16 protein-coding genes are annotated in these 13,440 nt (G+C 48.4%); all 16 read right to left on the bottom strand.

Annotated elements, in window-relative coordinates:
* Window positions 1-453: 453 nt before the first annotated feature.
* Window positions 454-804, bottom strand: a complete 351-nt coding sequence (locus CA264_RS21090; RefSeq protein ID WP_025603789.1) for a helix-turn-helix domain-containing protein — start codon at window positions 802-804, stop codon at window positions 454-456.
* Complete coding sequence (locus tag CA264_RS21085; protein ID WP_025603788.1) at window positions 801-2,768, bottom strand: type IV secretory system conjugative DNA transfer family protein; 1,968 nt, start codon at window positions 2,766-2,768, stop codon at window positions 801-803. The genes CA264_RS21090 and CA264_RS21085 overlap by 4 nt, the downstream gene beginning before the upstream one ends.
* Before the next feature lie 104 nt (window positions 2,769-2,872).
* On the bottom strand, window positions 2,873-3,331 hold the full coding sequence (locus tag CA264_RS21080; RefSeq protein WP_157593596.1) for a hypothetical protein: 459 nt from the start codon (window positions 3,329-3,331) through the stop codon (window positions 2,873-2,875).
* Window positions 3,328-4,116, bottom strand: a complete 789-nt coding sequence (gene traN / locus CA264_RS21075) for a conjugative transposon protein TraN (protein WP_025603786.1) — start codon at window positions 4,114-4,116, stop codon at window positions 3,328-3,330. The genes CA264_RS21080 and traN overlap by 4 nt, the downstream gene beginning before the upstream one ends.
* Window position 4,117: 1 nt before the next feature.
* Entirely contained in the window at window positions 4,118-5,296 is a 1,179-nt protein-coding gene (gene traM / locus CA264_RS21070; protein WP_025603785.1) for a conjugative transposon protein TraM, read from the bottom strand.
* Window positions 5,283-5,669 carry a hypothetical protein gene (locus tag CA264_RS21065; protein WP_025603784.1) on the bottom strand — a complete coding sequence of 129 codons (387 nt, stop codon included), beginning with the start codon at window positions 5,667-5,669 and terminating at the stop codon, window positions 5,283-5,285. The genes traM and CA264_RS21065 overlap by 14 nt, the downstream gene beginning before the upstream one ends.
* On the bottom strand, window positions 5,647-6,255 hold the full coding sequence (traK, locus tag CA264_RS21060) for a conjugative transposon protein TraK (RefSeq protein WP_025603783.1): 609 nt from the start codon (window positions 6,253-6,255) through the stop codon (window positions 5,647-5,649). The genes CA264_RS21065 and traK overlap by 23 nt, the downstream gene beginning before the upstream one ends.
* A 17-nt stretch (window positions 6,256-6,272) precedes the next feature.
* Window positions 6,273-7,268: a TraJ family protein gene (locus CA264_RS21055; RefSeq protein ID WP_025603782.1), complete on the bottom strand. Its 996-nt coding sequence runs from the start codon at window positions 7,266-7,268 to the stop codon at window positions 6,273-6,275.
* A gap of 4 nt (window positions 7,269-7,272) precedes the next feature.
* Window positions 7,273-7,896, bottom strand: coding sequence for a hypothetical protein (locus CA264_RS21050; RefSeq protein WP_157593595.1), 624 nt, complete (start codon window positions 7,894-7,896; stop codon window positions 7,273-7,275).
* Between the two features lie 15 nt (window positions 7,897-7,911).
* Window positions 7,912-8,583: a hypothetical protein gene (locus CA264_RS21045; RefSeq protein WP_025603780.1), complete on the bottom strand. Its 672-nt coding sequence runs from the start codon at window positions 8,581-8,583 to the stop codon at window positions 7,912-7,914.
* Window positions 8,558-11,002 carry a TraG family conjugative transposon ATPase gene (locus CA264_RS21040; protein WP_025603779.1) on the bottom strand — a complete coding sequence of 815 codons (2,445 nt, stop codon included), beginning with the start codon at window positions 11,000-11,002 and terminating at the stop codon, window positions 8,558-8,560. The genes CA264_RS21045 and CA264_RS21040 overlap by 26 nt, the downstream gene beginning before the upstream one ends.
* A 48-nt stretch (window positions 11,003-11,050) precedes the next feature.
* Window positions 11,051-11,353, bottom strand: a complete 303-nt coding sequence (locus tag CA264_RS21035) for a hypothetical protein (protein WP_018480020.1) — start codon at window positions 11,351-11,353, stop codon at window positions 11,051-11,053.
* A gap of 3 nt (window positions 11,354-11,356) precedes the next feature.
* Window positions 11,357-11,650 (bottom strand): DUF4134 domain-containing protein, encoded by a 294-nt coding sequence (locus CA264_RS21030; RefSeq protein ID WP_025603778.1) that lies wholly within the window; start codon window positions 11,648-11,650, stop codon window positions 11,357-11,359.
* Window positions 11,651-11,674: 24 nt separating this feature from the next.
* Window positions 11,675-12,085 (bottom strand): hypothetical protein, encoded by a 411-nt coding sequence (locus CA264_RS21025; protein ID WP_025603777.1) that lies wholly within the window; start codon window positions 12,083-12,085, stop codon window positions 11,675-11,677.
* 154 nt (window positions 12,086-12,239) lie between these two features.
* Window positions 12,240-12,737, bottom strand: a complete 498-nt coding sequence (locus CA264_RS21020; RefSeq protein WP_025603776.1) for a hypothetical protein — start codon at window positions 12,735-12,737, stop codon at window positions 12,240-12,242.
* A 72-nt stretch (window positions 12,738-12,809) separates the two neighbouring features.
* Window positions 12,810-13,439: a ParA family protein gene (locus tag CA264_RS21015; RefSeq protein ID WP_025603775.1), complete on the bottom strand. Its 630-nt coding sequence runs from the start codon at window positions 13,437-13,439 to the stop codon at window positions 12,810-12,812.
* Window position 13,440 lies beyond the last annotated feature (1 nt).

The raw sequence follows: 13,440 nt of genomic DNA, 5'->3' as shown, positions 1-13,440 counted from the left end.
ACAGGAATTTGTTTTATTTCACAAACTCAGCTTCTTCATCGATGTTGAAATGTAGAAATGGCAGCCGTGCTATATTCGTTTAATTCTCTTACTCTCTTGCATAGCTGGCTCTAGAGCTCTCCTAGGCTTAGAGGCCTCATTTTCCCACTCGGCGCTGCTTTCGCTTCCTGCCCTCGTGCCTCGCAATCACTCGTCACCGGAGCCTCTCGAGGCGCCTCCCGGTAAAACTGGAAGAGCTTTTACTTCGATTTGGTAGGCAAACCTATGTGCAGCTATCGTTCAAATGTTGATTGATTTCAGAATTCACATTATTAAAGCACTTTAATTCTTGGCAATCCTTTAAACACGTATTGACATGACAGTCAAGCTATTATGATGTTCGATCCTTTTTTATTAACCTTTCAGGTATACTAAATGGTATTACAAAGTTGGCTTCGGAAAGAAAATGCAGAATTATGGAACATCCAACAACCGTATCACCTCCTCAATTTGCGTGGAAAATTCACTTTGGACGAGCTTCAGCTTTTCAACGGCAATGCTGTTGAGGCTGTGGCTGTTGGATAGCTTTTCGTGCTTCTCCAGGATGTCGAAGTTGTCGGAAAAAAGAAGGTCCACGTGAAAGTGATTGCTGTAGAAGCTGAACAGAAGTAAAAGCAATTCGATCGTCCCTCCCACCCCGTTCTCCAGCCGGGATATCTGGTTCTGGTTCACCCCCATGGACTCTGCCAGGCTCTCCTGCGATAAATCAAGCTGCTTTCGCAGCAGCTTTAGCCTTTGGCCTAACTCCTGTATGCTTACGCTCATACCTGTAACGCTGTGATTAAAGTCTTAACCTCATTTCTAATTTTATTGTAGTTCGCTCTCAGGATTTGGTCTTTTTGGTCGGGGGTACCAAAGTTATAAAATTTTGGCAGGTCAAGATACTGCTTTTCTTCCAGTTGTATGTTATCAAGGTTGAGATTAATTTTACAATGGTAGGTACCGGCAACATATTTCCCGCTATACGCCTCGCTATCGGAAGCTACCTGGCCTACCAGTTCACCGGCCTGCAAATTGGCAATTTTTGATGCCGGAATAAGCGGTCCCAGTTCCTCGTTCATGTTGACGGAGGTACGGTTACGGTCCACACTGAGCCCCTCCTTTAGCTGCCTCACCCTACCAAATAGTTTCTCCAGCCAGTCAAGCGTCTCTTTATTACGGGCAGAGCCCGAGAGTACATTGGCCGCTACGGAGCAAATGGTGTCGGCTGTTTCCCTGCCATACTGCTGCCGCAACTGCGGTAGTTCCTGCAGGCCCAGCAGCACAGCTATCTTGTTGCTCCTGGCGGTAGCGATCAGGTTCTCCACCCGGTGTATGTAAAGCGTAGGAGACTCATCCACAATCAGCCCACAGGGCAAGTTCCCCTTTGTATTGATCAGGCGTGTCATGCGGTTGAGGATAAGCGCATTGCAGGCGCTGTTAATACTCTGGGTGGCCGGGTCATTTGCAATCACCAAAACAGAAGGGTTTTCCGGGTCCGTTATCTTTAAATTGAAGTCGTCTCCTGATAATACCCAGAATGTTTCTTTTGTGGCCAGTCGGCCAATATTAATCTTTAAGGTACCAATCTGCCCTTCCAGCTGCTCAAAGGCTCTGTTCTTATAGGCTGTGGCAAAAGGCGAAAGCAGACTCTCCAGCTCAGGTTCGGAAAAGAGCACCTCGAAAATCTGATCATAGCTAAGGTTAATGAAGGAAAGTACATGCGGAAAAGAAGAATACAGCCCCCCTTCGTGGCGGCTCAGAAAGTAGATGCAGCTGGCCAGGAAATTAACGGCTGACTGGTTGAAGAATTGCGCAGTCCCAGAGTCCCTGTCTCCTTTCCGCAGCGCCTCCAGCAGCGCCTCAGCCGTTTCGGTGGCATCGGCCAGGGTAGGCAAGTACTCCGGCTTCAAGGGGTTAAACCTCCTGCTGTGCTCTACGCTGTTAAAATTGATCACATGAAACCTATGGTTTTTCAATACCCCTCTCTTTCTATTGACCAGGTAATGATAATAAGTCGTTCTGGCCAGGTCTGGAAACTTAAAGTCGTAGACCATCATAGAGAAGCCTTTCCCCAGAAGCTGCTTGATAAAAGGCAACACCACCGAGAAAGACTTTCCAGATCCGGGCGTACCGATCAGCAGTGTTGCCCGAAAGGGATTTACCACATTGAGCCACCCGCGCTGTATCCGCTTTTGGTAATAGTAAAGCATTGGGATATTCACCGAGTAAGGCGTATGCACCGGTTTACTGGACTGCTCAAAGGATTCATTTTCCACGTTAAATTTGTCCTTCATCAATCGGTGCTGTATATGCTTGGAGATATTATCCAAGGCTATATGAATCATCATCGCACCCAGGAAGGAGAGCAGGATGTAAGCCGCATCAGACAGGGACACCTCCCAGAAAAGAATACGGCTGCTTTCAAAGAAATAAAAGAAACCCGAGCCAAAGAAAAAGGCGCAGCCGATGAGCAAGGGAAGGAAGATATGCCGGAGCGGGTCGAGGTCCAGGTTCTTCCTGGCCTTTGTGCCAATGCTCACGATCAGAATCATACCGAAGGTGAAAGCTTTGGAGAAGTAGATGTGTTCATAAATAGCCATGCCCTTTACCTTGCGCAGTACAGGCTGCAGCTGATACATACTGCCCGAATCCATAAAGAGGAAAACAGCTATCTCTACCACAATAGTGAAATAGATAAGCCCCTGCAGGAAGGAGTAAAGTTTTTTGATTTCGCTGGATTCTTCCATATCGTTACTTACAAAGGTTATCCAATACTATCAGATAGATGTGAGGGAAAGTCTTAGCAAACTTTCTTTCCTGTGGAAATTCCCGTCGACTAGCCAAATCCTGCTCACAATGGAATTTTGATGCCCGCCAGCAAACCAGCTCTGAAGTTGTGGTTTACCCGGAGTACACCCTCGTTTTTCTGTTGGAGCATCAGCACCAAATTTCCTGGCAGCACATAGCCCAGCTCCAGGCCTGCCTGCAGGGCTCCTATGAAGTGCTCGGTGTTAGAGCCAATGCCCGCTCCCAGGCGCAGCTTGAGAAACGTGTTTCTGGAACGGGTAAGCATGGGTTTGTAAGCAACCCCCACTAACCAGTTTTTGCTGTCGTCCACGTTGCTCTTATAGGCATCCGCGAACAGTTCATAGGAATTATAGTGGCGTTTGCTGAACTCCAGGGCAAGGTTAGCAGTTAAGGCATCCTTGTACATCCAGCCGCCTGCTAGGTTCAGGTGGGTGTAGCCCTCTTGCGCTCGGCACGGCAGCATAACTAAGAGCAGTAAGGAAAGGAGTAACGTCTTTCTCATAAGGTGTCTGCATGAAGGATGTCGGAATAGTCAATTTTAAGGGAGATGGTGCGCCCAGAAATCTGCTCCTCGGCCACCTCAATATTGAACACCTTTTCCTCCGGGAAAGTGAATTTCTTGAACACGAACACATTCCGGTACTTGCGCTTGAAGCTGCCTGTGTCATAAAGCTGAAAAGTCGGCTGCATCTCTACCTGTTGAAAGTTAGTGGCCTTGACAACCTTTTTATCCTCTATTTTAAATCGTATCTGATCGATTGTATAGGGAATGTTGGTGTCGTTTCTAAGGGATAGATCAATAAAAAAATAGTCTCCGACAGTATAGATGTTGTTCAGCTTTGCCAGCATCCCCTGCCCTTTCGAATTCACACTATTGAACTGGGGTTTTCGCTGGAGAGCCAGCAGCGCAAACCGTGCCATGTCCTCCCGGCTCATGGCCACAGCTGGGTTCAGGTAATCATCTACCTGGGTAGGGTCTATACGCACCTCCGTATCTGCCCGATCCGCTCGGCTGTAGGCTAGCTTATATTGTACAAGGAAGCGCTCTCCAACGATGGTGATAATACCCGGTTTTGCGCCACCGTGCTTGGGTTTGACCCGAAGGATATTGGCAACAGGTATGTCCCCGGCTACATCATCTGTGGAGATATCTACATACTGTATTGGCTCAGGGCTCACAATATGCGTGGAGATGCTTTCATGCACGTGCACTACCTGAAGAGAATCCTGTGCCGAGGCTGAAAACAGCAGGGCAAACAACACATATAGAAGCAGTAGCTTTTTCATATTATGGGGCTTTACTATCTATCAAATAAACAATGGTGTTGTATTTCAACTTAGCTTTGTTCTTCCGAATGGCTTTGCCTGCGGCGCGGGTGGTGGTCTGAGAAACCCTTTCCAGCATAGAATAAAGCATTTGGCTGGCATTGTCAGGTGAATCCTCAAAAGTCAGTGTCTGACCACTGCTCACATTCCCGGCAAGCTCTTTTGTAAAGTCCCGGAACTGTGAATCTGGGACATACAGCCCAGCCAAACCGTCGTTGTCGTAGATACTCAGGTCTACCGGGATGATTTGGTTGCCGTAGAGTATAGAGCGGATGGCTATCTCAATTCGTTGGGCACTAAAACCGGAAACAGTGCCGTAGAGGTAGCTGCCTTTCTTTATTTCGTAGTCCCGCACATAGATGTCATCCAGCAAGCGAATCCTGATCCTGCCGCCTTGCATCACCTTCAACCCTTCGTCCAGGATAGCTCTGATAAACTGCTCCTCACCGTCGGCTGTAATGGTGTTGAAAAAGGCTTTGTTCGTATTTCTGTATTTGGTTACGGGCAACGGTGTCGGCTCTTGCTTCTCGGAAGCCGGCGCATGGGCTTTCGGCTGCGCATCCCTGCGCGAGGGCACAGGGTCCTCTCCTACCCGGCTCAGGCTGTCAATAAACATCATCTGCTCCCGAAACAGCCGCATTTCATTTTCATATGCCGATTCAACTTTCCGCATAGGGCGGGTTGACCGTCCAGGCACAGAGGCAGTGGCCGGTGCATAGCGCTCTGGGCTGAGGCGCTGCCGCTGGCTTACCCGCTCCATAAATCCCTCCGGCTGCTGATCCGATAGGATACGGTTATTGAGACTGTCGAGCATCCGCCGCTCCTCCTCCGTGTACACGCTGCCATAGGCAATGTCCTTGGGGTCTACCCTATCCTGTCCGATTTCCTGCATGGCCGAGTAGTCGGTTTTATACTTAAACTCATCCTGAAAAGCCGAGAACTTATCCTTCATGTCCCGCTTTCTCAGGTTGGCATCCGGAAGGGAGGTATTAAGGGCTGTTGTCTCGTTGAGTTCTACTTTCGTTTGTGTTGCGGTGGCCGCCGGTGTCATGTCCAGCCACAGGTAATTAAGCAGGACAAGGAAAGGCAGTATGATGAGAGGGATGGCATACCTGGGATGCCGAAAGTTAATTCTCTTCATGGATGATTCGGTTTAAACGCTGATCAATATCTTTCAGGAAAACACTGTCTTTGGCACGCAGGCTGTCAGGATTTAACTGCCTGGCCGCGTTATAGAGCTTTATCAGTTCAAGCATATCTGCGGTATTTGACCTGCCTGTATTCATCTTGTTGCCAGAAGTACCAAGTTGCCTGTACAGCGTGCCAGCCGACACTGCATAGGTCCCCTGGTGCAGGTGCCGGACGACTAATAGCCCCATGACAGCCACAGACAGTAAAACCAGCATGGCCAGCACCACTGCTTTAGGATTCGAGGCACAGTAGTCCCTGACACTTTCCTTGAGAGATGAAAGCCTTTGCTTTATGATACCGTTAAAAGGATTTCTTTTCGACATACTCCAAGTCCTTGTTTAGGACCGTTTTCCAGTTCTTTATCAAAAGTCCATGGGGGTTGTTCTCTGTGCGCGGCACTTCCTCGAGGTCCCCCTCTGTGACAAGAAGTCTTTTCATCACAGAGGTCTCCCGCTCGATGCGTTGCGTGGCGTAGTAGGTAAAGTGCCTGTTTTCGTCCACTTTAACGCTGTCGGTTTTGATCGTCAAAACCGCAGAACTAGCCAGAATCTGGTTGTAATAGCCCTTCTCCTTCAGGTTGTTGTATTGTGCCAGCCCGGACTCATCGATCAGGTACATGGCCTTGGAGATGTTATTCCTGATGTAGGCATCATCTGGAGGTAGCGTGAAGAAGAGCAGGTGAAACATATTCACGTGCGACTTGTACTCTACCGTCCGGTTTACCCCCAGCTCGGTCTGCTCCACCAATAGCGGCACCGAGTGGTCGATCACATAAATCTTCTTCCGCTGCTCCTCGGCATAACGAAAGGCAAAGGTGCAAACCGTACCTACTATAATGATGGAGGAGATAAAGCTGCCGATACTCACCGCAAAGGCCAGCTTCATTTTCTTTTCGAGGTTATTTATCATAGCAAGCGCTTTTCAGTTTATTTTAGAATTCCTCCTGCCGCCTTCGCCGCTCCTCCTGCCATCGTACCAATGGCATTACCTACGCCCGTGGTGTGCACGATCCAGGTGGAAATAATGGGAATGGTCAGCATGGCCAATCCTCCCACAATCAAGGAGACGATGTAGAAACTGATGCCGCCCGAGGGGAAAGAAACGTAGGCAATAAACATCTCTTCGTTGCCCAGTACCGCCTTCAGGATGTCTATTTCCTTCATCAAGCCATACTTGACCAACACAAAGGAGATGGACATAATGATATAGCCCAGCCCCGAGTACAGCCCCACGGAGATATAGCGGGCAATCCAGGCCAGGTAAGAATCCCGAAAGCCCGGCAGCACGCTAAGGGCAAAGGAGAAGGGGCCCAGGATCACCAGGATGCCTGCAAAGATGATCTGCAGGAAATAGATAATGTAGGAGCATACCTGAAAGATGCTGATCACAACCCACTCTACCACCATCATCGCCGTAAAGTGTAGCTTGGCCATCAGCATCAGGTAATAGCCTTTCATTTTGTTAAACAGGGGTTGCAGGTCAATCCCCATGGTTTCGTACCAGCTCGCGTCACTCGCCTCGCTCTCAATCCGCTCAAACTCGGCGCTGCTCTCAGAGAGTTTCCGGGCCACACTGTCCACCAGCGCGAGGCGTTCCCGGTGCAAATCCTCCACCTGGTCTACCTGTGCGCCGTACATGCCTTTTGCCTGATCGTTGACCAGCTGCAGCGGCAGGTTCACAGCGTCAATAAATCCTGGCCAGAAAACAATCACCAGTGTTAAGGCGAAAGGGCGCAGCAAGGGCATGATGCGAAGCGTTTCATCCCCGGCCATCATTTTGTAAGCCTCCAAGCCAAAGTACAGCAGCATGCTGATGGCGCAAAGCGCCTGCGCATCGTAGAGGAACACGCTGACCAGCTCCTGTATATTGAGAAAGAGCCCGTCGAACAGGTCAAATATGGCTTTATCTATCAATTCACGCATGGCATCAGTCGGTTAAGTTCTGGCTCGTTTTAAAGAGAGAGATGAGCCGCCTGAAATCATTCCTCAATGCTGTAAGCTCCCCGATGTATACCCGCAGCTGCTCCCCTTTTTTGGCATCGTCCAGGTAAGAGTCCAGGATAATCTTAATATCGGCGTTGATTCTGTCCCGCTCGGTATGGATGGCCAAAATATAATCTGCCTGCACCCCGGCCTGCACCGCCTCAGCATTCATCCCCAATAGGGCAGTGTTGAGTTCATCAATCTTCTTTTTATACAACAGGTGGTATCCTTTATTCAGGGACCTGTCGGCAAACTTGAACATCTCCTGCTCATATACTTGGCTTACTGCTTCCTCCTGCGCCTCCGCCTTCACCCTGTTCTGGCTTAGCAAAGCCATGGTAGGCGCAAGCTGCAGCATGTTACGCCTGTCAGGTCCTTTGCGGTACTTGTTATGGAAAAGAATAAAGTACCATTTCGGGTTGAACTTTCCCCAACGAGTAATAACCTCCCGCTCCAGCTGATACCTTGTGTTTTTACTGTTAACTGGCTGCACGCCCTGCCCCAGGGCATCTGTAAAGAGTACAGGAAGCAGGGCCAGGCACAAAGCAGGTACACATAACGTCTTCATAGCAATAGAGATAATTTACTTTTTGATTGCCTTGTACTCATCCATCAGGGAACGGATGATCGCCTGGCTGTTGTCAGGGTAGGCAAGTCCCATCGGATTCATGGTCTTCAAAAGCCCCGCGTACTTGGCCACGCGCATCTTTCGGGTAATGGAATAGGCCAGGCCCCGCATCACCCGCAGCTCGTCCACCACATGGCGGATAAGGGTGAGCCTGTCGGCATTGTTCATCAGGTTCACATCTGTGCCGATGACAGCAACTTGGTAGATATAGGTAAACAGATCGGATGTACGGTTGAGCAGCTCCAGCTCTGTCTTGGCAGCGATCAGGAGCAGTTCGTTATCACCGCGCGCCAGTTCCATCATTTGGTTTTGGTAATGGCCTATGTCTGCGGCAATTTGGGAGGCATAGATAATGTTTTTACTCTGCCCGATAATGGATTGCACGGATTTGAGAGAGTTGTACATTTTTTCCTCCAGCTCCTTGATCTGCGTCATCTTCAGGCTAATAGTAGTCTGCAGGGCCGCAATCTTTCCTTCATTTTCCTTAATGTCGTTTAAGGCCGCCTGCTGGGCCGTATGGTTCACAACAAGTGTGGAGACGACCGCTGGGTCAAAAACAACCTGCTGGGCTAGTACATGTCCTGTTATCAGGCCCAGAAAGCTAAGCGTGTAGAGGTACTTTTTCATAGCTGCGTTGCAAAATCAGTTGAACAAATTCATTTAGCTTGAGCCCCGAGGCCCTGAAGTCTGTGACAAACTTTTCCAAGGCTTCCCTGAAATCCCCATACTTGCTCAGGTATACTTGCATGGCCTCTTTTTCCTGGCGCTCGGTGGTAAAGGTCAGGTACTCTTCCAGTGATACCTCCACCCCGTATACCTCACCAATGGCCCCTCGCTTGATGTAGACTTCCTTGAAGCGGCCCCGCCCCTCTTTGTTGTCGAGGCTGTTGATGGTGAAAATCTTCTTGCGCTCCACCTCATTGAGGGAGAGCAGCGTGGCGATCTCGTCGAAATTGTCCTTGAACTTGGTCTGGTCCAACAGGCAGATGGTATCGGAGTTGTTGATGATGGAGTTCTTAACCACAACATTGCCGATGATATCATCCAGCTCCTGTGTCACGACCACGGCCTCTCCCCAGAACTTACGGACCGTTTTATAGACGTAGAGGATATAGCCGGCCATCAGCGGAGAGGCAATGGCCTTCCAAGCCTCCTCGATGATGAGCGCCTTACGGTTCTTCTTGTGGCGCATCTTCTGAAGGAACACATCCATGATGATCAGGGTGGTGATCGGGAAAAGTACCTTATGCTCCTTGATGGCATCTATTTCGAAAACAATAAAGGGCTCATCGAACAGGGTGGTATCTATCTCGTTGTTCAGGATCTGGCCATACGCCTCTCCTTTGCAGAACTTCTTGAGGATAAAGCGATAACTGGTCAGGTCAAAGTTAATAGACTCTTTTTGCGTAATCTCGTCGATCTTTCTGATGGAGAAGTCATAGAAAGACTGGAAGGAAAGGTAGCTGCTCTCCAAGCCGTTTTCAAAGTAGTATTGGTAATAGGAAGTGATAACGGAAGAGAGGACGCTGTCCTCGATTTGGCTGACAGTGCCCTCGGCACCTTTCCAGAGCAGGCCCACCAATGACTTGAGAAACTCCCGCTTCTCCTCGTTGAATTCGGCAGCAGAGATCCGGAAGGGGTTCATGGTGATAGGCTGCTCCTCGGAGTAGGTAATGTAACGGCCCCTGTAGTAGGCACACAGGCCGGAGTAACTGTGTCCGGTATCCACCAAAATAACATCTGTGTGCTGCAGGGCATACTGCCGGATCAGGTGGTTCATGAAAAATGACTTCCCTGCTCCCGAAGGCCCCAACACGAACTTGTTACGGTTATTCATCCGGCCTGAGAAGATGGGCGCATCACTCGTGTCAATCGTGATAGGAATCCCCTGCCGGTCCGTGAAGTATACCTGAAAGCTGGATGACTCACTTTGCAGCAAACGTTCTTTAAAAAGCAGACATAAGGCCGCGTCTGAAGTAGTCAAAAATTTATCATATACTTTAAGCTCCGAACTATTGCCGGGCAAGGCACACCGGAATAGTTCGAGTTGGTTATATGCGTTTCGGGAGGGAATAATACCAATGGAAAACAAAGCGCTTTCCAGATAGTTAACGGCACGGTATATCTCCTTTTCTCTGGCTGAAAGCAGCACGCTGTAATGCCCGTACACAAGCAGCTGGTTATCCTTGGCGATATCGGCCATCACCTGATCAATATCCTGCACACTTAAATCATTGGCCGGGTCAGGCATGGAGAGGTGCTTTTTTCTTTTGGCCTGTAGCCTGGCCAGTTCATGGCGCTGGTCAGGAATCTGGATCACCTGGTTGTACACCAGGCAGTCACAACCAGGCACCTGGTGCAGAAAATGCATCAGGTCTACCGGGAGGCTGTACCCTATGTGAAGCGCTGTGTTTGGCTTAAGATTGGATGGAAAGTTGATCTCATCTATGTCCACAAGCGAGATACATCGGATAACGCTGCCACCAACTTGCAGGCCTTCCTCTGAGGCAAGGAGGTTATTGAGCGCATAAACCTCATCGGAAAAGTTGAAGGCAAGAATGCGGGAAATAAATTGCTTCACCTCGGTCTCTTTCAGAGCATAGGGCTTGAAAGACCTGCTCTCCAGTATGTCCAGCACTTTGGCAACGTTCCGCTGGAATGCTTTGAAGTCTTTCTCGTCATATGTAAAGAAGCTGGAGCGCCGCACGCCCCTTGTTATAGTCAGGTATGTAGAGACGTCTAGGTACTCTCTTCCTGCAAATGTCTCCTGAAATTTCTGACTCAGGAGATCATCCATTTGCTTCGGCACATAGCACTTCCTGGCTAGTATGTCCGTTTTCTGAAGGGTATAGCCTGCGCCTAGAATTTTAACAATGTTGGCAAAGGTCTGGTGGAAGAGATGGTAAGCCTCCACGTCTGCACAGTACTGCAGGGCAGGATTTTGTACTTTGATGATAACCGAATAATCTCCGCGCTCATGATATAGAATATCATGGGCATGACGGTCTATGCCAATGTATGGCAGACCAAACCGCTGCTTTTTCATGGCTGAGAAAAGTGATGACGTTAAAGTTGTGCTGCCAGGGCCAGACTCCTATCTTCGTGCAGAACGCCTCCATTGTGCGGGCATGATGTATACCCCTTTGGACTTCGTTTTATGATGCAACCCTTTCTTCTGCTGCATAGCCGTAAACCCCATACCACCGAAAGTCACGATCACCAAGGCTACCAGACCTGAAAAGAAGTTGAGCGAAACAGATAAGACAACTGCCGCAAAGAAGCCAGTTAGAACGGAGGCCAGGCCCCAGTAGATATATCTACCTTTCAAGGATTTAAATACAAGGGGTTTTTGCAGCCCCTTGTAGACATTAAATCCTCTGTTATCTTCGGGAGCCACGGCTTACAAGCCGAAGAAGGCTTTGATTACTACCCCCACCACCATCAGGAATACGCAGGACCCCATCCACCCCATGACAGCCTTTTGTGTGTCCTGGTCCCCGGAGTTCCACTTGATGTACACCCTAACTCCCCCAATCAGGCCAACAATAGCTCCGATGACCAGGATTAGGTTGCCTACAGGGTCAATGTAAGTTTGGAGTTCAGAGGCTCCGGCATCAATGCCTCCGGCCCCTTGAGCAAAGGAAGATGGGACAGCGAGGACTACCAATACGAGCATAGCAAGTAACTTTTTCATAATCTCTGTCATTGAGTTAAAAATTTATGAAGAAAAAGGTATTGCGTTTGAAAGTCGCCTGGCGTTCTGAAGGAACTCCTCTAGGGGTATACCCTGCCCTATCACGGGCATGGCGACACTATTCTCAGAGGCCGTCTGATGCGCAAAGGCGTGCCCATCGGCTGCAACAGGATATTCTTGGGAACCGCTATCCAAGGGTAACTCCTCCTGCTCGTAGTCCTCATAATCCTCCTCGAATTCTTCCTCTAGGTAATCCTCGTCCACAATGTCTTGGGGTGTCTCTGTAGTGTCTACTAAATCTGAAACACTGTACTGCGCCACCATATCTGCGGCTACGCCTTTTGCATTTCGAAGGTACAGGTCAAACAACAGGTTACCTGCATAATAAAGCACATAGAGTACTGCTACCGTAGCAAAGAAAACGCCCCAAGACATAGCTATATAATTTAAGTTAAAACATCGATTTACAAACTAGACATTCCTACTTTAAATATATAATCGATATGAAATACGGTTTTATACTTATACGTATATTTTAAGATTAGATTATTTATTTATATACTTTTTTACCTAATGTTATAGATTCAGCTTAGTTCAAAAACTTGTTATCCGTTCTATCACGGAGCCTTTGAATCTCCTCTTTATGCTCTTCAATAAATTTGGCAAACAGGTAGCTTGCCAGCACATTGATTTTGATCCCTCCTTTTTTCTTCAGCAGGTCTAGCACTTCATGTATATGCACGTCCACATAGACTGTTTTGGAGGTAAAGGTAAACTCATCCTTCGCACTATCGAGCTCAGCAAGCAGTTGTTCAAAGCTCAAACCTGACGCTGCCTTAACCGAAGCCTTTGCCGCCGTCTTTTTCGAGGAAGGCGCCTCCTGCCTTTTGCCTGCTGTAGTGGTAGAAGAAGCCTTAGGCTTTTCACCTTTTTTGCCCGATTCTGAAACTGCTGGCGCCGCATCCTCCTCTTTTTTCTCAGGAACTGGTTGTGCAGCTTTCTCTTCTGCGTTTTTCTGCTGGGGAGCCTGTCCTATGCTTTGCTTAAAACTCTTGATGTCAAACTCCTTGTTACCTGCTGTAGCCATGAATAATATACGTTATTTAATTAAAATGTTTCATTTATTGAATATTAATATAAATTTTATTTAAAGAATCTTCTATATTGTCTCTAAATACTCATTATATATATACCCAAAAGAATTATCAAGCACCCCTCGGATATCCGAAGAGATAGATACGGTATCTATGCGCTGAAATCCTACCCGGTCTGGCAGCGCCGGAGCGACAGTGCCGAACTGCGCCAGCTGCTCATCCACTGCAGCTTTCAATTCATAGTTCACGGAAGACTTCAGGCGGTTTGGCAGGAACACGATCTTTACCTGCGGGTTAACATGCTTGGCCACCTGAACAAAGAACATGGTGGACTCAAAAGTCATCTTTTCATAGGCAAACGGACAGACGATTACTTCAGCGTCCTGGTATACAGCAATGAGCTCGTTCGTGTCCAGCCTGCCAGGCATGTCCATAATAACATGCCCCCCTTGCAGACTATCAATATGCACCTTGTATTTCGGGTACTCCTCTACCTCCATCTTGATAACCTCGTACAGTGGGTCATTGGCATACAGCTCCTTCTCCTTCTCCCATCTGGAGTAGATGGAGTCCTGAAAGTCCATATCCAGGATGATCACATTATCCTTTTTCTCTAAGGCCAGATAGTTAGCCAGCAGTATACAGGTGGTAGACTTGCCCACCCCTCCTTTTTGGTTTGCTACTACAATTTTCATG

The organism is Pontibacter actiniarum, assembly GCF_003585765.1.
In the GTDB taxonomy this organism is placed as follows: Bacteria; Bacteroidota; Bacteroidia; order Cytophagales; family Hymenobacteraceae; genus Pontibacter; species Pontibacter actiniarum.
This window is presented reverse-complemented; position numbering and strand designations above follow the sequence as displayed.

Excerpts from the sequence above, each read along its gene's own strand:
- CA264_RS21090 (WP_025603789.1), bottom strand. The coding sequence starts at position 804 with ATGAGCGTAAGCATACAGGAGTTAGGCCAAAGGCTAAAGCTGCTGCGA.
- CA264_RS21085 (WP_025603788.1), bottom strand. The coding sequence starts at position 2,768 with ATGGAAGAATCCAGCGAAATCAAAAAACTTTACTCCTTCCTGCAGGGG.
- CA264_RS21080 (WP_157593596.1), bottom strand. The coding sequence starts at position 3,331 with ATGAGAAAGACGTTACTCCTTTCCTTACTGCTCTTAGTTATGCTGCCG.
- traN (WP_025603786.1), bottom strand. The coding sequence starts at position 4,116 with ATGAAAAAGCTACTGCTTCTATATGTGTTGTTTGCCCTGCTGTTTTCA.
- traM (WP_025603785.1), bottom strand. The coding sequence starts at position 5,296 with ATGAAGAGAATTAACTTTCGGCATCCCAGGTATGCCATCCCTCTCATC.
- CA264_RS21065 (WP_025603784.1), bottom strand. The coding sequence starts at position 5,669 with ATGTCGAAAAGAAATCCTTTTAACGGTATCATAAAGCAAAGGCTTTCA.
- traK (WP_025603783.1), bottom strand. The coding sequence starts at position 6,255 with ATGATAAATAACCTCGAAAAGAAAATGAAGCTGGCCTTTGCGGTGAGT.
- CA264_RS21055 (WP_025603782.1), bottom strand. The coding sequence starts at position 7,268 with ATGCGTGAATTGATAGATAAAGCCATATTTGACCTGTTCGACGGGCTC.
- CA264_RS21050 (WP_157593595.1), bottom strand. The coding sequence starts at position 7,896 with ATGAAGACGTTATGTGTACCTGCTTTGTGCCTGGCCCTGCTTCCTGTA.
- CA264_RS21045 (WP_025603780.1), bottom strand. The coding sequence starts at position 8,583 with ATGAAAAAGTACCTCTACACGCTTAGCTTTCTGGGCCTGATAACAGGA.
- CA264_RS21040 (WP_025603779.1), bottom strand. The coding sequence starts at position 11,002 with ATGAAAAAGCAGCGGTTTGGTCTGCCATACATTGGCATAGACCGTCAT.
- CA264_RS21030 (WP_025603778.1), bottom strand. The coding sequence starts at position 11,650 with ATGAAAAAGTTACTTGCTATGCTCGTATTGGTAGTCCTCGCTGTCCCA.
- CA264_RS21025 (WP_025603777.1), bottom strand. The coding sequence starts at position 12,085 with ATGTCTTGGGGCGTTTTCTTTGCTACGGTAGCAGTACTCTATGTGCTT.
- CA264_RS21020 (WP_025603776.1), bottom strand. The coding sequence starts at position 12,737 with ATGGCTACAGCAGGTAACAAGGAGTTTGACATCAAGAGTTTTAAGCAA.
- CA264_RS21015 (WP_025603775.1), bottom strand. The coding sequence starts at position 13,439 with ATGAAAATTGTAGTAGCAAACCAAAAAGGAGGGGTGGGCAAGTCTACC.